The sequence below is a fragment of the Pseudaquabacterium pictum genome, from assembly GCF_005403045.1.
In the GTDB taxonomy this organism is placed as follows: domain Bacteria; phylum Pseudomonadota; class Gammaproteobacteria; order Burkholderiales; family Burkholderiaceae_C; genus Pseudaquabacterium; species Pseudaquabacterium pictum.
In genome coordinates, this window is sequence record NZ_BJCL01000026.1 from 23,421 (window position 1) to 47,300 (window position 23,880).

General features: G+C 73.2%; 16 protein-coding genes. 10 read left to right on the top strand and 6 right to left on the bottom strand.

Annotated elements, in window-relative coordinates; all coding sequences use genetic code 11:
• Positions 1-2 precede the first annotated feature (2 nt).
• Positions 3-2,366, bottom strand: coding sequence for a DEAD/DEAH box helicase (locus FFT10_RS26225; protein WP_137735845.1), 2,364 nt, complete (start codon positions 2,364-2,366; stop codon positions 3-5).
• Positions 2,367-2,408: 42 nt separating this feature from the next.
• On the opposite strand from FFT10_RS26225, the gene FFT10_RS28700 reads away from it, so the two are divergent.
• A complete protein-coding gene (locus FFT10_RS28700) occupies positions 2,409-5,150 on the top strand; it encodes an ATP-binding protein (RefSeq protein ID WP_162520934.1) in 2,742 nt (913 codons plus the stop codon).
• Here FFT10_RS28700 and FFT10_RS26235 read toward each other — a convergent pair.
• Positions 5,116-5,550 carry a hypothetical protein gene (locus FFT10_RS26235; protein ID WP_137735847.1) on the bottom strand — a complete coding sequence of 145 codons (435 nt, stop codon included), beginning with the start codon at positions 5,548-5,550 and terminating at the stop codon, positions 5,116-5,118. The genes FFT10_RS28700 and FFT10_RS26235 overlap by 35 nt on opposite strands.
• 192 nt (positions 5,551-5,742) lie before the next feature.
• Between FFT10_RS26235 and FFT10_RS26240 the strand changes: the two genes are divergently transcribed.
• The 5 genes from FFT10_RS26240 to FFT10_RS26260 all read left to right on the top strand — a co-directional run bounded on the left by FFT10_RS26240 (position 5,743) and on the right by FFT10_RS26260 (position 9,642).
• A complete protein-coding gene (locus FFT10_RS26240) occupies positions 5,743-6,921 on the top strand; it encodes an acetyl-CoA C-acetyltransferase (RefSeq protein ID WP_137735848.1) in 1,179 nt (392 codons plus the stop codon).
• 103 nt (positions 6,922-7,024) lie between these two features.
• Positions 7,025-7,423 carry an EthD domain-containing protein gene (locus FFT10_RS26245; protein ID WP_228027330.1) on the top strand — a complete coding sequence of 133 codons (399 nt, stop codon included), beginning with the start codon at positions 7,025-7,027 and terminating at the stop codon, positions 7,421-7,423.
• The gene (locus FFT10_RS26250) at positions 7,420-8,421 is read left to right on the top strand and encodes a phosphotransferase family protein (RefSeq protein ID WP_137735850.1); all 1,002 of its coding nucleotides are present in this window, start codon (positions 7,420-7,422) and stop codon (positions 8,419-8,421) included. The genes FFT10_RS26245 and FFT10_RS26250 overlap by 4 nt, the downstream gene beginning before the upstream one ends.
• A gap of 1 nt (position 8,422) precedes the next feature.
• A complete protein-coding gene (locus tag FFT10_RS26255) occupies positions 8,423-8,830 on the top strand; it encodes a DUF6285 domain-containing protein (RefSeq protein WP_137735851.1) in 408 nt (135 codons plus the stop codon).
• Positions 8,827-9,642 carry an enoyl-CoA hydratase-related protein gene (locus FFT10_RS26260; protein WP_137735852.1) on the top strand — a complete coding sequence of 272 codons (816 nt, stop codon included), beginning with the start codon at positions 8,827-8,829 and terminating at the stop codon, positions 9,640-9,642. Before FFT10_RS26255 ends, FFT10_RS26260 begins: the two co-directional genes overlap by 4 nt.
• Before the next feature lie 8 nt (positions 9,643-9,650).
• Here the strand turns inward: FFT10_RS26260 and FFT10_RS26265 are convergent, their stop codons facing one another.
• Complete coding sequence (locus FFT10_RS26265) at positions 9,651-10,592, bottom strand: PEP-CTERM sorting domain-containing protein (protein WP_162520935.1); 942 nt, start codon at positions 10,590-10,592, stop codon at positions 9,651-9,653.
• Between the two features lie 282 nt (positions 10,593-10,874).
• Between FFT10_RS26265 and FFT10_RS27875 the strand changes: the two genes are divergently transcribed.
• A complete protein-coding gene (locus tag FFT10_RS27875; protein WP_162520936.1) occupies positions 10,875-11,597 on the top strand; it encodes a PEP-CTERM sorting domain-containing protein in 723 nt (240 codons plus the stop codon).
• A gap of 14 nt (positions 11,598-11,611) precedes the next feature.
• Here FFT10_RS27875 and FFT10_RS26275 read toward each other — a convergent pair whose 3' ends face one another.
• Genes FFT10_RS26275 through FFT10_RS26285 form a run of 3 tightly spaced genes read right to left on the bottom strand, consistent with a single transcriptional unit; the run spans position 11,612 to position 18,219 of the window.
• Positions 11,612-15,526 (bottom strand): NACHT and WD repeat domain-containing protein, encoded by a 3,915-nt coding sequence (locus FFT10_RS26275; RefSeq protein ID WP_137735854.1) that lies wholly within the window; start codon positions 15,524-15,526, stop codon positions 11,612-11,614.
• Positions 15,523-16,920 (bottom strand): toll/interleukin-1 receptor domain-containing protein, encoded by a 1,398-nt coding sequence (locus FFT10_RS28705; RefSeq protein ID WP_137735855.1) that lies wholly within the window; start codon positions 16,918-16,920, stop codon positions 15,523-15,525. Before FFT10_RS28705 ends, FFT10_RS26275 begins: the two co-directional genes overlap by 4 nt.
• 12 nt (positions 16,921-16,932) lie before the next feature.
• Positions 16,933-18,219: a DUF4231 domain-containing protein gene (locus tag FFT10_RS26285; RefSeq protein ID WP_137735856.1), complete on the bottom strand. Its 1,287-nt coding sequence runs from the start codon at positions 18,217-18,219 to the stop codon at positions 16,933-16,935.
• Positions 18,220-18,351: 132 nt separating this feature from the next.
• On the opposite strand from FFT10_RS26285, the gene FFT10_RS26290 reads away from it, so the two are divergent.
• From FFT10_RS26290 to FFT10_RS26300, 3 genes are all read left to right on the top strand, one after another.
• Entirely contained in the window at positions 18,352-19,977 is a 1,626-nt protein-coding gene (locus FFT10_RS26290; protein ID WP_137735857.1) for an MFS transporter, read from the top strand.
• 82 nt (positions 19,978-20,059) lie between these two features.
• Positions 20,060-22,333, top strand: coding sequence for a putative bifunctional diguanylate cyclase/phosphodiesterase (locus tag FFT10_RS26295; RefSeq protein WP_137735858.1), 2,274 nt, complete (start codon positions 20,060-20,062; stop codon positions 22,331-22,333).
• Positions 22,334-22,378: 45 nt separating this feature from the next.
• Positions 22,379-23,728 (top strand): NAD(P)/FAD-dependent oxidoreductase, encoded by a 1,350-nt coding sequence (locus FFT10_RS26300; protein WP_137735859.1) that lies wholly within the window; start codon positions 22,379-22,381, stop codon positions 23,726-23,728.
• Positions 23,729-23,880 lie beyond the last annotated feature (152 nt).

A 23,880-nucleotide genomic window follows, 5' to 3' on the forward strand; every position in this document is an offset into this window, starting at 1 on the left:
CGCTATGGGGCATCGTCCAGCGGCGCCAGCAGCGCCTGCACGTCGGCCGGCTGCAGCGCCGTGTCGGCGCCGCCCTCCGCCCCCAGCACCACATCGGCCAGCGCCGCCTTGCGCTGCTGCAGGGCCAGCAGCCGCTCCTCGATGCTGCCGGCGGCCACCAGGCGGTAGACGGTGACTGGCCGGGTCTGGCCGATGCGGTGGGCGCGGGCGCTGGCCTGCTGCTCCACCGCCGGGTTCCACCAGGGGTCGATGTGCACCACGGTGTCGGCGGCGGTCAGGTTCAGGCCCACGCCGCCGGCCTTCAGGCTGACCAGGAACACCGGCACGCCGCCGGCCTGGAACTGCGCCACCACCGCGCCGCGCTGCGCGGTGGGCGTGTCGCCGGTCAGCAGCGCATGCGGCAGGCCCAGGGCCTGCAGCTCCATCTGCACCAGCGCCAGCATGCGGGTGAACTGCGAGAACACCAGCACCCGCCGGCCCTCGGCCACCAGGCTGGGCAGGGTGGCGGCCAGCCAGGCCAGCTTGGCGCTGGTGCCGGCGTCGCCGGCCGGGCCGATGGCCGCGCCGGCATCCAGCAGGCGCGGGTCGTTGCAGACCTGGCGCAGCTTCAGCAGCGCATCCAGCACACTGACCAGCGCGCCCTCGAAGCGCTGGGATTCCAGCACCCGGCGCACCCGCTCGTCGGCCGCCAGGCGCACGCTCTCGTACAACTGGCGCTGCGCGCCGGCCAGCGGCAGGCGGTGCAGCTGCTCGGTCAGCGGTGGCAGCTCGGTGGCCACGGTGGCCTTGTGGCGGCGCAGGATGAACGGCCGCACCCGCGCGGCCAGCAGGCGGGCGCGCTGCGTCTCGCCGTTCTTCTCGATCGGCGTGCGCCAGTCGCGCTGGAAGCTGCGCGCATCGCCCAGCCAGCCGGGCAGCAGGAAGTGGAACTGCGCCCACAGCTCGCCCAGGTGGTTCTCCACCGGCGTGCCGGTCAGGCACAGGCGGTGGCGGGCGTTCAGCCGCCGCGCGGCGGTGGCCGTGCGGCTGCCGGCGTTCTTCACCATCTGCGCCTCGTCCAGCACCACCAGGTGCCAGGGCTGGCGCTGCAGCGCCATCGCATCGCGCCACAGCAGCGGGTAGCTGGTCAGCACCACGTCATGCGCGGGGATGCGGGCGATGCGCTTCGCCCGGTCGGGGCCGTCCAGCGTCAGCAGCTTCAGCGCCGGCGCCACGCGGGCGGCCTCGGCCTGCCAGTTGAACAGCAGGCTGGCTGGCGCGACGACCAGGGCAGGGCGCCCGTCGGCACCACCGGCCAGCCGGCCGGCTTGCTGCTCCAGCAGCAGGTGGGCCAGGGCCTGGGCGGTCTTGCCCAGGCCCATGTCGTCGGCCAGGATGCCGGCCAGGCCGTGCCGGCGCAGCTGCTGCAGCCAGGCCAGGCCGGTCAGCTGGTAGGGGCGCAGGGTGATGCCCAGGCCGGGTGGTGGTGCGACCGGTGGTGGCGTTTCGCCGGCGCCCACCGCCTGCAGCCAGGCCAGGCCGTCATCGCCCTGCAGCAGCCAGTCGCGCCGCGCGCTGGGGTGGCTGGCCATCGCATCGCGCAGGCCGGCGCGCAGCAGGGCCAGGCGCTGGGCCTCCCAGCTGCTCAGCACCAGCGGCTCGTCGGCACGGCGGCGCGGGCGGGTCAGCAGGTCCAGCATGTGGCGCACGATGGCCTTCAGCGGCGCCGCCTCGGCATCGATCACCCGGCCGCCCGGGGCCACCAGGCGGATCAGCGCATCGTCGTGGATGGCGGCCAGTGCGTCGGCGTCGGTCCAGCGGCGGTCGTGCTTGACCAGCCGGGCCAGCAGCGGCACCAGGTCCAGGGTCTCGCTGCCGTCGCGGGTCTGCACCGTGACGCCCAGGCTCAGCAGCCAGCTGCCCAGGCCGCGCGGTGGCGCCAGCGGCGCCAGCTGGATCTGCCAGCCGCTGACCGGCAGCGCCGCATGGGCGAAGCCTGGCCGCTGGTCGATGGCCCAGCCCTCGGCCTGCAGTGCCGGCAGGGCGTCGGACCAGAAGGCGGCGAAGTCGGTCTCGCGCACCAGGCTCAGCAACGGGGCCTCGGTGGGCAAGGTGGGTGGGCCGCGCCATTGCAGGGCGTCGGCCGGCAGCGGCTGCAGGCCGGTCTCCCGCAACCGGGCCTGCGCCGCGGCTTCGGCGGCGGGCGCGGGCCGGGCGCCGGCGGGCAGCCAGTCCAGCCAGGCCACGCTCACCTGCGGGCCGCGGGCGCCGAACAGCGGCGTGCGCGCCGGCGCCCGCACCGGCCCGCAGGGCTGCAGACCCAGCAGGCCGTCGCCGCGGTCCAGGGTCTGCAGCCGCAGGCAGGGTTGGGTGGGCGCAAACGACATCGGCGGGATTGTGGCTGCCCACCCATCGGGTATCGTGCCGCCGTGGTCCCGCCTGCCTGTCCTCCCGCCGACGCCGCTGCCGCCGCGCCGGACGTGGTCTTCCTCTTCGCCGACATCGAAGGCAGCACGCGGCTGTGGGAACAGCAGGCCGACGCCATGGCCCCCGCGCTGGCGCAGCACGATGCGCTGGCCCGCCAGGCGGTGGCCGACTGGCAGGGCCAGTGGGTCAAGGGCACCGGCGACGGCCTGCACGCCAGCTTTGCCGATGCGCAGCAGGCGCTGGGCGCGGTGCTGCAGCTGCAGCGGGCGCTGGCCGATGCGGCCGCCGCCGGCAGCCTGCCGCTGGCGCTGCGCTGCGGCCTGCATGCCGGCCCGGCCCAGGCGCGTGACAACGACTGGTTCGGCCCCGCCGTCAACCGCGCCGCCCGCATCATGTCGGCCGCCCACGGCGGGCAGATGCTGGTGTCGCAGACGGTGGCCGACCGCCTGCGCCCGGTGTTGCCAGCCGGTGTGGACCTGCGCAGCCTGGGCGCCGTGCGGCTGAAGGACCTGGACCGGCCCGAGCCGCTGTGGCAGGTGCTGGCGCCGCCGCTGCGCACCGATTTCCCGCCGCTGCGCTCGCTGGAGGCCACGCCCAACAACCTGGCCCAGCAGCTCAACCGCTTCATCGGCCGCGAGACGGTGCTGCCCGAGCTGCAGGCCCTGCTGGGCCAGCACCGGCTGGTCACGCTGCTGGGCACCGGCGGCATCGGCAAGAGCCGGCTGGCGGTGCAGCTGGCGGCCGAGCTGCTCGATGCCCATCCGGACGGCGTCTGGTTCATCGAGCTGGCACCGGTCGACGATGCGCAGCGCCTGGCGCAGGCCGTGGCCTCGGTGCTGGGCGTGCAGGAGGAGCCCGGCCGCCCGCTGGACGATACGCTGCGCCGCCATGTCGCCAGCCGCCGGCTGCTGCTGGTGCTGGACAACTGCGAGCACCTGGTGGCCGGCGCGGCGGCGCTGGCCAAGGGCCTGCTGCAGGCCGGCGCCGGCGTCAGCCTGCTGGCCACCAGCCGCGCGCCGCTGCAGGTGGCCGGCGAGCAGGTCTACCCGGTGCCGGCGCTGGGCCTGCCTGATCCGCAGCGCGGCGGTATCGCCAGCACGTCGGCCGCCACGCCCGAGGCCCTGCTGCGCCACGAGGCGGTGCGCCTGTTCGTCGACCGCGCCCGCAGCGCCGATCCGGCGTTTGCGCTGACGTCGGCCAATGCGGCGCTGGTGCTCGAGATCTGCCAGCGCCTGGACGGCATCGCCCTGGCGCTGGAGCTGGCCGCGGCGCGGGTGCGCAGCCTGCCGTTGCCGGAGTTGGCCCGGCGCCTGCGCGACAGCCTGGCCCTGCTGGCCACCCGCGATACCACGGTGGCGCCGCGCCAGCGCACGCTGCAGCAGCTGATCGACTGGAGCCACGACCTGCTGGACGCCGATGCGCGCGTACTCTACCGCCGGCTGGCGGTGTTTGCCGGGCCCTGGGCGCTGGACGACGCCGAGGCGGTCTGCGCCGATCCCGACCTGCCGGCCGACGCGGTGCTGGACGCACTGGACAGCCTGGCCGACCAGAGCCTGGTGGCGGTGCTGCCGGCACCCGACGGCAGCCGGCGCTACCGCCTGCTCGACACCGTGCGCCAGCATGCCGCGGCGCGGCTGCAGGCCGCCGGCAGCGAGGCCGACGCCACCCGCCGCCGCCATGCCCAGGTCCAGCTGGCACTGGCCGAGGCCGCCCAGCAGCAGCTGGCCGGCGCCGACAAGGCCGCCGCGCTGGACCGGCTGGACCAGGCGCGCGACAACCTGCTGGCCGCGCTGGCCTGGTGCGCGCAGGACCAGGCCGCGCCGGGCGCGCGTGCGGCCGCCGAACTGGGCTTGTCACTGGGCATCGTGCTGCGGCCCTACTGGCTCAGCCGAGGCCTGTTGAGCGTGTGGCGCGACGCCACCCTGCAGATGCTGGCCCATCCTGCGGCGCAGTGCCGCGATGCCCTTCGCGCCAGAGCCTTGTTCAATGCGGGTCAGGTCGCCTGCTTCATGGGCCGCTATGCCGAAGCCATGCCGCAGCTGTCGGAATGCCTGGAGATCGCCCGCGACATCGGCGACACGGCCCGCGAGGCCGCAGTGCTGCAGCCGCTGGGCATGGCGGCCAATGGTTTGGGCGACAGGGCGGCAGCACGCCGCCATGCGCAGGACGGCGTGGCCGTCGCACGCGCGCTGGACGATCCGAGGCGGCTCAGCAGTGCGTTGAACGCCTTGGCGCAACTCGACCGCATGGAAGGCCGGTTGCAGGCGGCACAGCGCAGCTACAGCGAGGCCCTGGCGCTGGCGCAGGCGCAGGGGGACGATGACTTCACCGCCGCCTTCGAGCTCAACCTGGCGATGGTGAGCCTGGCGTCCGGTGACCTGCGGTCGGCGCGCAATGGTGCCCGGAATGCGCTGCGCATCGTCGACCGGCTCGGCTCACACCTCTTGGCGACCAGCGTGCTGGATGTCTGCACCGCGCTGGCCGTCGCCCTCGACGATGCACGGCACGGCGCCCGGTGGCACGGTGCCGCCGAGCAGGGCTTCACAACGGCGGGCATGCAGCGGGACGCTGCCGATGCTGCATTCCTGGCGGCATTTCTCGAAGCCGGGCGCCGGTCCATCGGCGCCCTGTTCGACGCCGAGGTCGAACGCGGCCGCACCGAGCAGCACGGTGCCGTGTGGGCCGACTTGTCAAACTGGCTGGACTCGGTCAGTCGTTCCAGACATACGGATCCAGCGGCTTGAGCGGCTTGCCGTCCTCATTGACGTTGATGCCGTAGCGGTACACCCCCGGCCGGCTGTGCCGGTTGACGCAGGTGAACACGGTGTTGTCCTGGCTGCGCTTGCAGTCGACGATCTCGCCGTCGGCGGCGCGCTCGAACACCACGCCGTTCTCCGGGAAGGTCAGCTTGCCGCCCTTGCCTTCGAGCCGCCAGGTGATGGTGACGTTGGTCTGGTCCTTGGCGAAGCGCAGCACGTCCTGGTCGACGCTGATGTTGCCGTTGCTGATGATCACCCGCGGCGCCTTCGGGTCGCCGCTGCCGCCCGCCGGTGGCGGCGGCGCATGGTGCTGGTGGTAGTGGATGGTGCAGCCCCCCAGCAGGGCGGCGGCCAGGGCGGTGGCGATCAGCAGGCGTTTGGTCATCGTGCGGTCTCTCGGTGGCCGGGCCTCCGTGGCCCGCCGCCGGTTATACCGGGCGCCGGCACCGCCGCCGCATGCCACGCCCCTAGAACGCTGGACGCCGCGGGGCCTGAAAAATCATCGCTTCCGACGACCCCGGCCGCGCAGGCGGCGGCCAACAATCCCGTTCCGATTCAATTCCAGGAGCCCACCACCATGGCTGAAGCCTACATCGTCGCCGCCGCCCGCACCGCCGGCGGCAAGCGCAACGGCAAACTCTCGGGCTGGCACCCGGCCGACCTGGCCGCCCAGGTGCTGGACGCCCTGATCGCCCGCACCGACTGCGACCCGGCCCTGGTCGAGGATGTGATCATGGGCTGCGTCGGCCAGGCCGGCGAGCAGGCCGTCAACATCGCCCGCAATGCCATCCTGGCCAGCCGGCTGCCCGAATCGGTGCCCGGCACCTCGGTGGACCGGCAGTGCGGCTCGTCGCAGCAGGCGCTGCATTTCGCTGCCCAGGCGGTGATGTCGGGCAGCATGGACATCGTGATCGCCGCCGGTGTCGAGAGCATGACCCGCGTGCCCATGGGCCTGCCCAGCACCGCCGCCGCCAAGGCCGGCTTCGGCACCTACATGAGCCCGCGCATCCAGGACCGCTACCCCGGCGTGACCTTCAGCCAGTTCACCGGCGCCGAGATGATCGCCAAGAAGTACGGCATGCGGCGCGAGGAGCTCGATGCCTACGCCCTGGTCAGCCACCAGCGCGCCGCCGCCGCCACCAAGGCTGGCGTCTTTGCCAAGGAGATCGTGCCGGTGAAGGTGCGCATGAACGACGGCACCGAGACCGGCGAGATGCACACCGCCGACGAAGGCATCCGCTACGACGCCTCGCTCGAAGGCATGGCCGGCGTCAAGCTGATCGCCGAGGGCGGCGTCTGCACGGCGGCCAGCGCCAGCCAGATCTGCGATGGCGCGGCCGGCCTGATGGTGGTCAACGAGCGTGGCCTGAAGGCCCTGGGCGTGCAGCCGCTGGCCCGGGTGCACCACATGACGGTGATCGGCGGTGATCCGGTGGTGATGCTGGAGACCCCGCTGCCGGCCACCGCCCATGCGCTGAAGAAGGCCGGCATGAAGATCGAGGACATCGACCTGTACGAGGTCAACGAGGCCTTCGCCCCGGTGCCCATGGCCTGGCTGCGCGCCACCGGCGCCGACCATGCCCGCCTCAACGTCAACGGCGGTGCCATCGCCCTGGGCCACCCGCTGGGCGGCAGCGGCGCCAAGCTGATGACCACCCTGGTGCACGCCCTGCATGCCCGCGGCAAGCGCTATGGCCTGCAGACCATGTGCGAGGGCGGCGGTCTGGCCAACGTCACGATCGTTGAGCGGCTTTGACCCACCCCCTACGGCCTTCGGCCGCCCCCTCAAGGGGGCAACGCCAGCGGCCCGGCAAAGCCGGTTCCGCGGCGTTCGCTTGGTAGGCGCTTTGATCAAGCTGATGTTCTGCCTGCGGCGCCTGCCGTCGCTGGACCGCGCTGCCTTCCAGGCCTACTGGCGCGACCACCATGCGCCGCTGGTGGCCCGCCATGCCGTGGCGATGCGGCTGCGCCGTTATGTGCAGTGCCACACCGTGGACGATCCGGTGGCCGCCAGCCTGGCGGCGGCGCGCGGATCGCCACCGGCCTTCGACGGCGTGGCCGAGCTGTGGTGGGACAGCCTGGACGACCGCGCCGCGGCCCGCGGCGATGCGGCCCGCGCTGCCGCAGTGGAACTGCTGGCCGACGAGCGCCGCTTCATCGACCTGTCGGCCTCGCCGCTGTTCCTGGTCGCCGAGCACGGCGTGCTGCCGGGCAAGGCGGCGCTGCAGCCACTGGCCGGCAGCCCGTTCCAGCCATGACCACGGCCGCACTGGCCAAGGGCCTGTCGGCCGCACTGACGACCGACGGCGCTGCGCCAGTGCCGGTGCGCGCCATCGAACGGCTGTCCGGCGGCGCCAGCCAGGAGACCTGGGCCTTCGAGGCCGTCACTGCGGCGGGCGTGGAGCCGCTGATCCTGCGCCGCGCCCCGCCGGGCGCCGAGCTGCGCGGCAACGGCAACCCCGGCCTGGCGGCCGAGGCCGAGCTGATCCGCCGTGCCGCTGCGGCCGGCGTGCCGGTGCCGGCCGTGGTGGCGGTGCTGCAGCCGGCCCACGGCCTGGGCGAGGGCTTCGTGATGCAGCGCCTGCGCGGCGAGACCCTGGGCCGGCGGGTGGCTGCTGCCCACCGCCCGGCGCTGGCCTGGCAGGTGGGCGCCGCGCTGGCCCGCATCCATGCGGTCGACCTGGCCGGGGCCCCGGCGCTGCGCCGCACCCAGCCGCGGGCCGAGGTGCAGCACCTGGCCGACTGGCATGCCCGCCACGGCACGGTGCGGCCGGTGTTCCAGCTGGCGCTGCGCTGGCTGGCCGACCATGCGCCGGCCGACGTGCCGGCGCCGGCCCTGGTGCATGGCGATTTCCGCAACGGCAACCTGATGGTCGACCTGGAGGCCGAGGGCGGCCAGTTGGTCGGCGTGCTCGACTGGGAGCTGGCCCACCAGGGCGACCCGATGGCCGACCTGGGCTGGCTGGGCGTCAACAGCTGGCGCTACGGCCGCCACCAGCGGCCGGTGGGCGGCTTCGGCCACTGGGCCCAGCTGTTCGACGGCTACCGCAGCGCCGGCGGCACGGTGGACGAGGCCCGGGTGCACTGGTGGCAGGTGCTGGGCAGCCTGCGCTGGGGCGTCATCTGCGAAAGCATGGGCGAGGCCTGGCTGAGCGGTGCCGAGCCGGTGATGGAGAAAGCCGCCATCGGACGCCGCGCGTCCGAGGCCGAGATCGACCTCCTGGAACTGCTGTTGCCCCGACCCCCGGTGAACTGAGATGCAAGACCTGCCCAACCCCGACCAACTGCTCACTGCCGTCGCCCGCTTCCTGCGCGAGGACGCCGGCCCCGCCCTGGGCCGCCATGGCGACAACGCGCTGGCCTACCAGGCGCGGGTGGCCGCCAACATGGTCGACACCGTGGCCCGCCAGACGGCCCTGGCCCCGGCTGCCGATGCCGCCGAACGCCGCCGCCTGCAGGTGCTGCTGGGCCTGCCCGACGAAGCCGACCTGGCCGCCCTGAACCGGCGCCTGGCCAGCCGCCTGGCCGATGGCGCCATCGACAGCAGCCACCCCGGCCTGGCCGAGCACCTGTGGGCCACCACGCTGGCCAAGCTGGCCGTTGACCAGCCCGGCTACGACACCCACCAGCGCCATGCCGCGCCCACCCCGACAGGAACACCATGACCAGCCCCTACGCCGAACTGCAGTTGGCCCGCGACGGCGACGTTGCCATCCTGACGCTGGACAACCCGGCGCGGCTGAACCCGATCAGCGCCACGCTGCAGGCCAGCCTGCTGCGCGCCATCGCCGACTTGGCGGCCGACACCAGTGTGCGTGCCCTGGTGCTGACCGGCGCCGGCCGCGCCTTCTGCTCGGGCGCCGATCTGGCCGGTGGCATCTCCACCCCCGACCCGCAAGGCCGCAGCCCCGGCAACCGCGCCGCCGATGCGATGCATGCGGTGACCAACCGCATCGTGCTCGACCTGCGTGCGCTGCCGATGCCGGTGGTCTGCGCCATCAACGGCGTGGCCGCCGGCGGCGGCCTGGGCCTGGCCCTGGCAGGTGATGTGGTGCTGGCCGCCCGTTCGGCCTACTTCTACCTGCCGTTCATGGCCAAGCTGGGCATCGTGCCCGATGTGGGCAGCACCTGGTTCTACCAGCGCCTGCTGGGCAGCGGCCGCGCCACCGCGCTGACCCTGCTGGGCGACAAGCTGCCGGCCGAGAAGGCCGCCGCCTGGGGCCTGGTCTGGGACTGCGTCGACGATGCCGAGCTGCTGCCACGCGCCCTGGCCACCGCCCGCCAGCTGGCCACGCTGCCGGCCCATGCCGCGCTGGAAACCCGCCGCGCCTATGACGCCGCCGCCACCAGCACCCTGGCCGACCAGCTGGCCTACGAGGCCGAGCGCCAGCGGGTGCTGATCGACAAGCCCGAATTTGCCGAAGGCGTGGCCGCCTTCCTGGCCAAGCGGACGCCGGCCTTCCCGCCGCGCGCCTGAGCGGCGCGTCAGAGGCCGCTGCGCCGCCGCCGTGTGGCCCAGCCCAGGCCGGCCAGGCCGGCCAGCATCAGGGCGTAGGTGCCGGGCTCGGGGATCGGCGGCGCCGCGCCGGACGGCAGATCAATGGCCACCGCCACCAGGCTGAGGGCGTCATTGACCGTGGACATGCTGAAGTTCATGGCATTGCTGCCGGGGCTCAGGAAGCTTGTGACGTCGAAGCCGCGGATGTCCCAGAGGGCACCGTTGGCGACGCCGCCGGTCCCGCGCGGCGTCGAGTCGCCCTGGAAGATGCCGCCGGTGGCCAGCACATCGCCGTTGAGCAGCAGCGTGCCATCGTCATCGTCGCTGAAGTTCTGGCCGTCGGACACATGCATGTGCAGCCCGACTGCACCGCCGCTGTAGTTGATGCCGGACAGCGTGGTGTTCCAGCCAACCGCGTCGTAGGGATTCGGCCAGTTCGCATCGTTGCCGTTGAACAGGACGACATCGCGGTTGTTGGCGGCGTTGCCGTCGTCGTAGAAGACGATCAGCGAGGCGCCGTTGATCTCCACGCCAGGCTTGGTCATGTCGCCCAGCGCATAGCTGCCGTTGCCGCTGACCAGGGCCGTGACATCGGCGCGGTAGGCCTGGCTGTTGTCGAAGCCCCAGAAGTTGTCGTCCGACAGACCGGTGCTCGTGCCCACGATGGCGTTGCCGGCAAAGCTGATGCCGGCATTGGCGCTGTCCGAGGTCGGATTGGCCGGACCGTGCCAGTACAGATAGGCGCGTGTCACCGGCCCGCGGACTGCCGACAGCGCGATCTCGCCGCTGCCCACCCCACGCAGGCCGCCGACGCCGGCCTGGGTCCAGTCGGTGTTGAACACGGTGGTGAAGTTGACCAGGTCGCTGGCAGTGGCGGTGCCGGCCGCGAGAAGCGTGGCCAGCGCGACAGCGGCTGTGCGTGCATGCATGGAACCCCCTTGGGACATGTGGTGTTGGTGCGGACCAATTTCACCGGCGGCCAGGCCGGTGTCAACGGCGGTTCGTGGGGGGGCGGTGGCTGCCGCTCGGCCAGCGTGGCAGCAGGCCCTGGGCCAGGGTGGCGGCCGCCGGCGTGCGCCCCCCCAGTTGCGGGTGCCAATGTCATCAAATTGACGGTGGCGCGGACAGGCGTGTCTGGCAAATTGCGGGGCGGGCGGGAGCATCCTCCTCGCCCAGCACCTCACCGGCCCGCCAACCCGTCAAGAGCATCCATGACCCTTCCGTCGATCCTTCGCTCCCGCGTGGCCCTGGCCGCGCTCCTTGCCTGTGCCGCAGCGGCCCATGCCGAGCGCGTTGACGTCACCGTCGACGCCGCGATGCCCTGGGTGGGCTTCGTGAACCTGTTCGAACGCCCCGCCGGCGCCGCCGACCGGGGCGCGCGCGTGGACGGGTTCTTCTTGAACACCGACCTGGCTGCGCTGCCTGCCAGCATCGCAGGGAGCCAGGCCATGCTGGCGCCAAACGGCACGCTCGGTGGTGCACCGCGCGACGGCACGGACTGGTGGATCGCCGACGGCAAGGGCGGCCATCTGCCGAACCGCGTGATCGAGGCCAACGTCTACGTCGACACCGGCTTCAGCGGCGTGGCCCTGGGCGGCAAGACCGTGCGCTTCAGCGGCACCACGCTGGCCAGCAGCCTGGCCGCGCCCTATGTGGCCTATGCCTTCATCCGCGACTTCCTGCCGGGCTACCAGTCCGGCTACACCGAATCCAGCGTGGCGCTTGTCGCTGGCCAGGCCTTCGAATTGACCCTGGACACGGTGCTCGGTCACCCGGTGCAGTACGGCTTCGCGCTGGTGGGGCCGAACGCCGATCCGGCTGCCCTCGGCAGCCTGGGCAGCATCACCATCAGTGCGGTGCCGGAGCCGGCAACGCCGGCCATGCTGTTGCTGGGCGCCGCGGCGCTGCTGGGCTGGATGCGCCGGCAGCGCTGACGCTGCAGGCCATGTCAGCGGCTGCCGCCCAGCCAGCGCGGCAGCAGGCCCTGGGCCAGGGCGGCAGCGTCTTCCGCCTCGGGCGGGCCGGCCAGCTGCACCGCGGCGCGGGCCTGGCTGGCCAGCTGGTCCGACGGCAGGCTGCAGGCGCGGCAGCGGTCGAAGCGCACCGTGCCATCGGTGCTGGCCGACAGCAGCTGCTGGCCGTCGGCACTGAACTGCACCGCGGTCACCGCATCGGCATGGCGCTCGACCAGGGCCAGCTCGCGGCCGCTGGCGGCATCCCACAGGCGCAGGCTGCTGTCGGTGCTGCCGGTCAGCACCTGGCGGCCGTCGGGGCTGAAGGCGGCCGAGGTCAGCGCGCCGGCATGGCCGCCCTGCAGCAGCACCGGCGCCCCGGTGCCGGCCACCGGCCACACCCGGGCGGTGCGGTCGCCGCTGGCGGTGACCAGGGCCTTGCTGTCGGGGCTGAAGACCAGGCTGCGCAGGTCACCGCGGTGGCCGCGCAGTTCACGCGGGGCGGCTGTGGGCGCGTTGCGGTCCCACAATAGGGCATGGTCGCCGCGGGCGGCGGCCAGCCAGCGGCCGTCGGGGCTGAGCGCCGCGGCGCTGAGGTGGCCTTGTGGCACGCTCAGCTTGAGCAGCGGTGCGCCGGGCGCGTCGCCGTCCAGGGCCTTGGCCGGCCACACCGCCAGCTCCTCCGGCCCGCCGGGGGCGGCGGGTGGCCGCAGCGTGACCAGCTCGGGCCGGCCGGTGGCGAAGGCGGCCCAGGCCCAGGTGTCCAGCCAGGCCGGATTCAGGCGCTGGCGGGTGCCGGCATCCCACAGCAGCGGCTTGGTGGTCTGGTAGACATCCTGGGTGATGCCCACGCCCAGCACGCGCTTGCCGTCGGCACTGAAGCTGGCCTGCACCACCGCGTCGGTGCCCACCTTGGCCAGCCACTCGCTGTCGGTGCTGGCGCGGGTGGCCAGGTCGGCCAGCGGGCTGATGCGGCAGTGGTTGGGTGTGGCCGGCGTGGCCTCGCCGCACAGCACCGCGCGCTGGGCGGTGGGATCGATGGCCGCGGCCAGCTGCCAGGGCCGGCCGGCGGCCAGCATCACCGGCCGGGTGATCTGCCAGCGGCGCAACGTGCGGTCGCGGCTGACGGTGACCACGGCATCGCCGGCCGGGCTGAAGATGGCGCGGGTGACCTCGTTGCGGTGGCCGCGCAGCGCCGCGATGGCGGTGGCCGCGCGGGACGACCACAGCTGCGCCGTGCCGTCGGCACTGGACGAGACCAGCAGCTCGCCGTCCTTCGACGGGTTGGCATCGGTCACCGCATCGGCATGCAGGCGGGCGTCGAAGGTCTTCTCGTCCGACCAGAAGAACACCCGCTTGTCCGAGCGGGTCATCAGCAGGTACTTGTCGTCGGCACGCTGCACGAAGCGCACGCCCAGCACCGGGCGGTCATGGGCCAGCACGCCGGGGTTGGCCGCATTGCCCTCCAGCTGCGCCAGCCGGCGCCGGTCCAGGTCCAGCGTCCAGACGCGTGCCGAGCTGTCGTCGGACACGCTGGCCAGCAGGGTGTTGTCGCTGGGGTGGAAGGCCATGTCGCGCACCGCGGCGCGGTGGCGCAGCGCATTGGCCGGCTGCGCGCCGATCCAGGCGCCGCCGGCCTGGCCACGCCTCCACACCAGCAGGTCGCCATTGGCCTGGCCGCTGGCCAGGTACTGGCCGTCGGTCGAGAAGGCCAGCGCATTGATGGTGGGCGTCTGCTCGTCACCGGCCTGCAGCTGGCCGCGGGCCAGCACGCCCTGCGGCCCCAGGTCCCACAGCAGCAAGGCGCCGTTGTAGCAGCCCACCGCCAGTTGGGCCGGCTGGCCGGCGCGTGCCGCGGTGTAGGCGACGCTGGCCACGGCATTGCCGTTGCCGGGGCAGGGCAGGTCGGCGCGGGTCTTGCCGTCCAGCGTCTGCAGCCGCACCTGGTAGTCGTCAGTGAAGCTGATGATCTGCTCGCCCAGCTGCCAGGCCCGCACCACGTTGGCCGGCGTGGGCACCTTGTGCAGGGTCTTGAGGCTGGCGGCATCCAGCAGCCACACGCTGCGGCCGCCGGCCACCAGCAGGCGCTGGCCGTCGTCGGTGTAGCGGGCCTCGGTCAGCGGCTCGTCCAGCGGCAGCAGCTGGGCAGTGCGCGCCACCTCCAGCGCCGACATGGCCTGGCGCAGCGCGTAGTCGGCCCGCAGGTTGCGGCTGTCCTGCTGCAGTGCGCCCAGCGCCAGGCGGGCGCTGCGCACCGGGTCCTGCGCCTGGGCCAGCACCGCGCGGCTGACCAGCTCGCGCGAGCGCGCCTGGCTCTGCAGCGTGATGCCCACCACCGCCGCGGCCACCGACACCACCACCACCGCCGCCACCAGGCCGCGGATGCCCAGCGTGCGCCGGCGGTGGCGCCGCTCGGCTTGTTGCTCGGCCGCGGTGCTGGCATCCAGGAAGGTCTGGATGGCCTGCAGCCGGGTGGCCGCCTCGTCGGCCGTGCCGCCCAGGCACAGCCGCAGCCAGGCCGGGTTGGGCTGGAAGCGCTGCTGCCAGGTGCGGGCACGCACCAGGTCCAGCCCGTGGCGCAGCTCGCCCTGGCCCTGGGCCTGGGCCTGGGCTTCGCGCACCAGGTCGTGCAGCTCGGTGCTGCCGTCCACCTCGGCCTGCACCCAGCCGCGCAGCCGCGCCCACTGGCGCATCAGGCTCTCGTGGCTGATGTCGATGACCGGGTTGTCGGCCAGCGGCCGCTCGGTGCCCGGCACCAGGAAGGCGGTGTCGGCGCGGCGGTAGCGCTCGACCACCTGGGTGACCGCGGCGTTGCCTTCGGGCGTGCCGCCGCCGCAGATGGCGCAGAGCTGCGAGAACTCCAGCGGGCGCCGCACCTCGGTGCCTTCTGCCACCCGTTCGGTCAGTGCGCGGAACACCCGTTCCACCGTGCCGCCGGATGCGCCCAGCGCGCCCAGCGACTCCCAGGCCTCGTCGGCATGGTTGTTCAATGCGTTGGCGGCGGCGCCGGTGGCCAGGTAGTCTTCCAGGTCGATGGGCCGGCTGCCGCCGGTGGCCTGGGCCCACTGCTGCCAGGTGCGCGACAGCGCATGCTGCATCACCGGCAGGTCGTCGAAATCGTCGCTGACGTCGTTCAGCAGCCGCTGCACCAGGCGCGGGGCGATGCGCGCGCCGCGCAGCTCCACCGGCTTGACGATGGCTTCCTTGCGCTGGTCGCGCTTCAGCCGCGGCACCAGGTAGCCGCCGCGGCTGGCGGCCTCGGGCAGATCGCGGAAATCGGCGCAGGCGCCCAGGGTGTCGCTGCGCAGCGTGATGACCACGCTGACGCGCGATTCGGGGTCGGCCGCCGCCTGCAGCAGCAGCTTGACGAAGGCCGCGGCCTCGTCCGGATCGGCCATGCGCTTGAAGCGGAAGATCTCCTCGAACTGGTCGACCACCACCAGCACCCGGGCCGTGGCGGGCAGGCGGGAATTGCGCACCGCTTCCACCAGGCCCAGGCCGCCCAGGCGCAGCTGGCCATACAGCGTGTCGGCCCGCGCGGTCGGCGCGTCGGCGTCGCTGCGGCCGGCATCGGCGGTGGCGGGTGCCGCCTCCAGCGCCTCGGCCAGCGGGCCGGCCAGGTTGGCGATGGGCCGGTTGCCGGGGTGCATCACCACCGGGCGCCAGTCGGTCTCGAAGTCCTCGGCGTGGCGGCGCTTCAGCTCGTTGAGCAGGCCGGCCAGCACCAGCGACGACTTGCCGCAGCCCGACGCCCCCGAGACCGCGATGAACGGCACCTCGGCCAGCCGGGCCACCAGTTCGTTGATCTGCTGCTGGCGGCCGAAGAAGCGGTCGGACTCGCCGGGCTTGAAGGCCCGCAGCCCGGGGAAGGGATTGGCGGCGATCAGCGCATAGGCGGCGGCGCTCGTCATGCCGCACCATCCAGGAAGCGGCGCAGCTCGGCCTCGCCGTTGCTGACCACCGCATTGACCATGCGCGCCTTCTTGGTGGTGAAGCTGGCCTTCTCGTCGCTGCCCTCGCCGGCGGCCACGATGCACAGGCGCTCGGGCCCCAGCCGGTCGGCCAGCGCGTCCAGGTCCATCAGGTCGAAGACCCAGTCCTCCGACTGCCGGTGCCAGAAGATGATGGCCTGCGGGCAGGCCGCCAGCGTGCGGGCCAGGCGTTCCTCGTCCTTGGGCGTGGCGCGGCTGAACTTCAGCGGCCGCGGCTCCACGCCCAGCTTGTCGGCCAGCAGGGTCTTCAGCGGGCCCAGGTCGGCCAGGTCGCCGTCTTCCACCAGCACCGCCACCTCGCGCGGCTTGGGCGGTGCCTTGGGCGTGGGCTTGGGCAGCTTGTCCAGCATCAGCGTCTTCAGGTCCTCCAGGCTGCCCTGCAGGTAGTCGACACCGTCGTTGGCCAGGTCGCTCTCGATGTAGTCCATCAGGCTGCGGGTGCTGGCGTCGGTGGCGGCGGCGGGCTGGATCCACACCAGCGGCGCCGGCCGGCCGCGCTGCTTCATCTCGGCATGGGCCAGTTCCAGCTGCAGCCGGGCGCGCGCCGGCGTCAGCGGCTCGATGCTGGCCTGGCGCTGCACCAGGTGGATGCACAGCAGGGCCTCGCCCAGGTCGCGGGTGATGCGCTCGCGGTGGTCGTCGGCATTCCACAGGTACTCGTTCTCGGGCACCACCAGGAAGCCGCGCTGGCGCAGGTCGGTGCGCAGGCGCTCGCGCTCCTGCTGCAGCTCGGGGCCGACGTTGGCGATGAACACCTTGCCCAGCGCCAGCTTCTTCTGCTGGCCCTGCAGTTCCTCCAGCGCGGTCATCAGGTCGAAGACCACCCGGCCCAGGCGCTCCTGGTAGTCGTTGTAGTCGCGCTTGGGGTCCAGCTCGCGCCAGGGCTTGGGGTCGAGGTTGAAGAATTCGTGGTGGCCGATCTCGGCCAGCTCGCGCGGCACTTCCTGGTCGGGCTTGGTCGGGTGCTTGTAGATCGGCACCAGCCGGCGGCCGTCGCGGCCGTCGGCCGATTTCAGCCGGCCCAGGAAGCGGTCGAGCTCCTTGCGGCACTCGTCGCTGTCGAAGTAGGTGCGGGAGATCACCGCCAGGAAGATGCCGGTGGAGTCCACCGCCTCGGCGATCTCGGGCCGCCAGGCCTTGCCGGCCTCCAGCTGCTCCTTGTCCTTCCAGAGCTTGATCTGGGGACTCACCAGGTCGCGCAGCCGCAGCTCCACCGTCTCGCAGAAGTTGTCGACCCAGGGGTCTTCACCGGCATTGGAGGTGCGCCGGTAGCTGATGAACAGGTCGTTGTTGAACTGCGGCAGGAATGCCATGGTGCGGCCTGGTCAGGAGGTGGGGCGCGTGGTGTCGGCTGGCACGTCGGGCTCGGGCGAAGCAGGGCCATCGGGTTCAGGGGCGGCCGGCCCGTCGGGCTCCGGCGCAGACGGGCCCGCGGGTTCCACCTCGGTCAGCGCCGACGGGCCGGCCGCGCCGCCGCTGGCGGCGGGGTCGTCGGTGGCATCGGCGGCGGCCACGGTGGCGGCCGTGGCGACAGAGGCGGCAGCAGCTAGGGCAGGCACGGCCGGCGACAGACCGGACCGCGCGGGGTCGCCAGCCGGCGCGCTGGCCGGGGCCGGCGCTGTGGCGCCGGCTGCGGTGCCGGCTGTGGCCGCCTGCTGCCAGTCGTTGACCCAGCCGCCATGCTCGGCGGCTATCGCGCCTTCCACCGCGTCCACCAGGCGCAGCACGCGGGCCGGGTCGTCGCGGTCGGGCGCCACGGCCCATTCGTCGCGAAGCGTCTTCAGCAGGTCATGGGTGGCGAAGTACTTGGCCGCCAATTCCAGGTTGCGGGTGCCGGCGATGTGGCTGCTGACGGCCGCCGCGGTGGAGGCGATCAGCGCCAGCCAGGGCGCCAGCGGCGAGTTCTGCACCGCATCGGGCGTGGCGGCTGCAGGCAGCAGGTTGCCTGCCAGTGCGCCCAGCAGCACCGTCAGCAGGCCCAGGCCGAACTCCAGCTGCTGTAGCCGCTGGGCATTGGTGCCGGCGGCCAGGCTGCTCTTGCGGTAGTAGCTGATCTGGCCTTCCAGCCGGTCGGCCAGGTAGTCGGCCAGCGTCATCGCCGTCTTGCGGGTGCGCGGCTCGGGGGTGGCGGTGGCCGCCAGCAGCGCCAGGTCGGCCGCGCTGCGCTTGATGGCGCGGCAGCGTCGCACCAGGTTGCCCGGGCCGGCTGGGTCGGGCGGCGGGCTGCCGTCGTCCAGCGGCACCGGCGCCAGCGCGCCCATCAGGTGGCGGTAGATGGCCTCCTTCAGCAGCTCGGCCACCTGGCGGGCGCGGGTCCATGCCAGCACCCGGTCGGCCGACAGCAGCCGCTGCTGCAGGAAGGGCACCAGCGCCAGCAGCAGCACGCCCAGCGAGGCCACCACCTTCTGGCCGACGCTGCCGCTGCCCATGGTGCCGGCCAGCAGGCTGAGGAACAGGCCGGCGACCCCGGCCACCGCGGCGCGGGCGCGCCAGGTGCGGATGGAATCGCCCAGCTGGTTGGCGACCAGCGACCACAGCGCCTGGTCGGCCCACGCAGAGGCCACCACCTGCTGCGGATCGTTGGTGTTCTGGGCAGGCAGGGCATCGGGCATGCAGTCTCTCCGGCAGCGTCGTGCCGTGACTTCTGGCACGAAATTCAGTATTGCATAGGCGACGCGGCCAGCCGGGCCTTTGCCACAGGGTTTGCCCGCGGGCTGCGCGCGGACCTCCACAATGCAGGGCCCATGCCTGCCACGCCGCCACCACCCGCCCAGCAGCACACCAGCATCTGGGTGACGCTGCGCCACCGCAGCTTCCGCACGCTGTGGATCGCCAGCGCGGTGTACTTCGTGGCCAATGCGATGCACGGCATGGCGGCCAGCTGGCTGATGGTGGAGCTGACCGGCTCCAGCTTCCTGGCGGCGCTGGTGCAGACGGCGGTGTTCCTGCCGATGTTCGTGCTGGCGCTGCCGGCCGGCGTGCTGGCCGACACCACCGACCGCGGCCGGTTGATCCTGGCCGCGCTGGCGGTGCAGGCGGTCTCGGTGGTGGTGCTGGCCGGGCTGATGCTCGCCGGCTGGGGCGGGCCGGCCACACTGCTGCTGTTCACCTTCCTCAGCGGCTGCTGCACCGCGATGCTGTCGCCGGCCTGGAATTCGGCCGTGGGCGAGATCCTGCCGCGCGACGAGCTGCCGCAGGCCATCACCGCGATGAGCATCGCCTACAACGGCGCCCGCGCGCTGGGCCCGGCGCTGGCCGGCCTGGTCTACGGCCTGGCCAGCGGCCTGGGCGGCAGCGGCATGGGCGGCGGCGCGGTGTTCGTGCTGGCGCTGGCCGGCATCGGCGTGCTGGCGCACGATTTCCACCGCCGTCCGCCCAAGCCGCACCCGCCCACCAAGCTGCCGCCCGAACGGTTGTGGGGCGGCACGCTGGCCGGCCTGCGCTATGCCTGGCATGCCGAGACCATCCTGGCCCAGCTGGTGCGCACGGCAGCCTACAGCGCCGCCGGCTCGGCGCTGTGGGCGCTGCTGCCGGTGATCGGCCAGCAGCGCCTGGGGCTGGGCGCCGAGGGCTTCGGCGGCCTGATGGCCTGCCTGGGCACCGGTGCGGTGGCCGCCGGCCTGACCATCGGCCCGCTGCGCCAGCGCCTGGGGCTGGAGCGGCTGATCGCCATCTGCTGCGTGGTGTTCGCCGCGGTGATGGCGGTGGCGGCGCTGTCGCGCTGGGCGCTGCCGGTGTACCTGGCCCTGGTGGCCGGCGGCGGCGCCTGGATGGCGGTGATGAACACCTTCAACACCGCCACGCAGACCAGCGCGCCGCCCTGGGTGCGCAGCCGCGCCACGGCGATGCATGTGCTCAGCGCGCTGGGGCCGTTTGCGCTGGGCTCGGCGCTGTGGGGCGCGGTGGCCGGCCTGCTGGGCCTGCAGACGGCGCTGGTGCTGGCCACCGCGCTGATGCTGGCCAACCTGCTGCTGGCGCGGCGCTTTCCGCTGCGCATGGGCGCGCCGCACGAGGTGACGCCGGCGCCCTTCACCGACCTGCTGGTGGCCGATGAGCCCGACCCCGCCGCCGGCCCGGTGGCGGTGGAGCTGAGCTACCGCATCGACGCGGCACAGGCCGAGACCTTCCTGGCCCTGGCCATCCAGCTGAAGGGCCCGCGCCAGCGCGACGGCGCCACCTTCTGGCGCATCTACCGCGACCTGGACGACGCCGGCCGCTTCGTCGAGCGCTTCATCGTCACCAGCTGGGCCGACTACCTGCACCAGCGCGCCCGCCAGACGGTGGCCGACCAGGCCATCGAGGCCCAGCTGCGTGAACTGCTGCTGCCCGGCGAGCAGGTGGTGATGCAGCACTACATCGCGGAACGCTGACCCGCGCAGCCGGGCGTCCTCAAGTTGGCCAGCCGGCGGCCGAGATGATTGGGTGATGCCGCCGTCCACCATGCCTGTGCCGTTGTCCCAGGCTGAAGATGCCGAGGCGGGGGCCCTGCGCGCGGCCCTGCTGGGTGCGGTGCGCCGCCTCACGCCCTACACCATGGCCTGCAACCTGGGCTCGGGCGCGCTGGTGCTGCAGGCCTTCGATGGCGGCGTGCCGTCCAGCCTGTGGGCCTGGTGGGCGGTGCTCAACACCGTGTCGCTGCTGGCGCTGTGGGGCTGGTGGCGGCAGCGCCAGCGCGTGCATGCCACGGCCTCGGTGCGGGCGATGCGCCGCGTCACCGTGCACAGCGCGGTGCTGGCCACGCTGTGGGCGCTGGTGCCGGTGGTCTGGTTCCCGCATGCGCAGCCGGCGCAGCAGTTGCTGATCGGAACCCTGGTGACCGGCATGCTGGGCGCCGGCGGCTTCGTGCTGAGCCCGGTGCCGGCGGCCAGCCTGGCCTGGGTGTGCGCCACGGCGCTGGGCGCGCTGATCGCGCTGTGGCGCGACTTCAACCCCGACCTGCTGCCCGTGGCCATGCTGGTGGTGGCCTATGCGCCGATGGTGGCCATCGGGGCGCAGTCGGCCGGCCGGCTGCAGGCCCGCATGCTGCTGGCGCAATGGCGCACCGAGCGGCAGGAGCGCATGCTGACGGTGCTGCTGCAGGATTTCGAGCAGCAAGCCGACGATGTGCTGTGGCAGACCGGCGCCGACGGCCACCTGAGCCACCAGGCGCCGCGCCTGGGCCAGCTGCTGGGCCTGCCCGACGCGGCGCTGGCCGCGCAGCCCTTGCTGGCGCTGCTGCGCAGCCGCGCCAGCAGCGGCATGGAGGCACTGCAGCAGGCGCTGAACGCCGGCCGGCCGTTCCGCGACCTGGTGATCAGCCTGGACATCGGCGGCACGCCGCGCCACCTGGCCCTGCAGGGCAAGCGCCTGGTCGACGAACAGGGCCGCACGCTGGGCTGGCGCGGCGTGGTCAGCGACATCACTGCGCGGGTGCTGGCGCAACAGCAGCTGCATGCCCTGGCCCACACCGATTCGCTGACCGGCCTGGCCAACCGCCACACCCTGCGCGAGGCCCTGGCCGACACGCTGCAGCAGGGCCAGGCGGCGGCCCTGCTGTCGCTGGACCTGGACCACTTCAAGAGCATCAACGACACCCTGGGCCACACCGCTGGCGACCAGCTGCTGCAGACGGTGGCGCAGCGCCTGTGCGATGTGACGCGCCCCGGCGACCTGGTGGCGCGGCTGGGCGGCGACGAGTTCTCGGTGCTGCTGCGCGCGCCCATCGGCCCGGCCGATGTGGACGCGCTGGCGCGCCGGCTGATCGCCAGCCTGGCGCAGCCGGTGCTGGTGCAGGGCCGGCAGCTGCAGGTGGGTGCCAGCGTGGGCGTGGCCCGCTGCGACGGCACAGCCGACGGCGTCGACGACCTGCTGGTGCGCGCCGACCTGGCGCTGTACGCGGCCAAGGACGGCGGCCGCGGCCGCCATGCCGTCTACACCCCGGCCATGGGCGCCCGCAGCCGCCGCCGGGTGGCGCTGGAACAGGGCCTGCGCACGGCGGTGGCGCGTGGCGAGCTGGCGCTGCACTGGCAGCCCAAGGTCGACATCGCCGGCTGGCGCATCGTCGGCGCCGAGGCACTGCTGCGCTGGCAGCACCCGCAGCTGGGCGCGGTGGGCCCGTCCGAGTTCATCCCGGTGGCCGAGCAGTGCGGCCTGATCGCCGAGATCGGCCGCTGGGCGCTGGCCGAGGCCTGCCGCGCGGCCAACGGGCCGCTGGCCGGGCTGGTGGTGTCGGTGAATGTCTCGCCGGTGCAGCTGCGCGATGCGCATGCGCTGGCGGTGCTGCGCGAGGCGCTGCTGGCTGCCCGGCTGCCGCCCGGCCGGCTGGAGCTGGAGATCACCGAATCGGTGTTCATCGGCGACAGCGACGGCGCGCTGGAGCGGCTGCATGCGCTGCGCGCGCTGGGCGTGCGGGTGGCGCTGGACGACTTCGGCACCGGCTACTCGTCGCTGGCCTACCTGCGCCGTTTCCCGTTCGACACGCTGAAGATCGACCGTGCCTTCGTCAGCGAGGTGCTGCTGCGCGCCGATGCCCGCGCCATCGTGCACACCATCGCCCAGCTGGCCGGCACGCTGGGCATGCGCACCGTCTCCGAAGGCGTGGAGACGGCGGCCCAGCTGGCGGCGGTGCGCCAGGCCGGCTGCCATGAGGTGCAGGGCTATTTGGTGTCGCCGCCGCTGCCGCTGGACCGCTTTCTGGCGCTGCGCGCCGGTTGGCCGGTGCGCCAGGCTGTGCCGGAGGCGGGCTGACCCTACACTGGTCCATCGACACCCGAGACCGGTTGGTGACCCGCCATGCCCGCAGCGCCGTTCGAGTCCCGCACCCCGCAACACCTGCACCGCATCGTCATCGTCGGCGGTGGCGCCGGCGGCCTGGAACTGGCCACCCGGCTGGGTGACAGCCTGGGCCGCAAGGGGCTGGCCCATGTCACGCTGATCGAGAAGGCGCGCAGCCATTTTTGGAAGCCGCACCTGCACGAGATCGCTGCCGGCAGCATGGACCTGCATGTGCATGCCACCGACTACCTGGCGCAGAGCCACTGGCACGGCTTCCGCTACCGGGTGGGCGAGATGGTGGGTCTGGACCGCGCGCAGCGCCTGGTGCATGTGGCACCGGTGGTCGACGAGGAGGGCGTGTCCGTCACCCCGGCCTACACCCGCGGCTACGACACCCTGGTGATCGCGGTGGGCAGCGGCACCAACGACTTCGGCACCCCGGGCGTGGCCGAGCATGCCATCGCGCTGGAGACGCCCACCCAGGCCCAGCGCTTCCACCGCCGGCTGGTCAATGCCTGCCTGCGGGCACACATGCAGCGTGAACCGCTGTCACCGCGGCAGCTGCAGGTGGCGATCATCGGCGCCGGCGCCACCGGGGTGGAGCTGGCGGCCGAGCTGCACAAGGCCACGCGCACGCTGGTGTCCTACAACCTCGAGCGCATCGACCCCGAGCGCGACATCCGGCTCAACCTGATCGAGGCCGGCCCGCGCATCCTGCCGGCGCTGCCGGCGCGGGTGGCCGGCGCCGCCACCCAGCTGCTGCAGGGCCTGGGTGTGCAGGTGCGCACCGATGCGCGGGTGACCGCCGTCACTGCCGAGGGCGTGGTGCTGGCCAGCGGCGAGACGCTGCCGGCCGAGCTGGTGGTGTGGGCGGCCGGCGTCAAGGCGCCGGATTTCCTGAAGGACCTGGCCGGTCTGGAGACCAACCGGCTGAACCAGCTGGTGGTCACGCCCACGCTGCAGACCTCGCGCGACGAACGCATCTTCGCCATCGGCGACTGCGCGGCCGCCCCGTGGCTGGGCCGCGAGGCGGGCGTGCTGGTGCCGCCGCGGGCCCAGGCGGCGCACCAGCAGGCCTCGCACCTGGTCGGGCAGATCCAGCGGCAGCTGCGCGGTCAGCCGCTCAAGCCCTGGAAGTACCGGGATTTCGGCTCGCTGGTGTCGCTGGGCGAGTACTCCACCGTGGGCAACCTGATGGGCGCGCTGGTGGGTGGCAACCTGTGGGTGGAAGGCCTGTTCGCCCGCACCGTGTACCTGTCGCTCTACAAGATGCACCAGGTGGCGCTGCATGGCTGGTGGAAGACGGCACTGGGCTCGGCCTCGCGCCTGCTGACCCGCAGCACCGAGCCGCGGGTGAAGCTGCATTGAGGGTCTTCCGCTTCGGGCTCGTTGCGGACGTTTGGTTCTGCGCGATCGCGCCGGGCCGGGAGGGCCTGTTTTGCTCCATGTCCCCCGTCCTACACGCCGCAAGCGGCGAATAGGACTCCGCCTCTACCTCCGCAAAACAGGCCCTCCCGGCC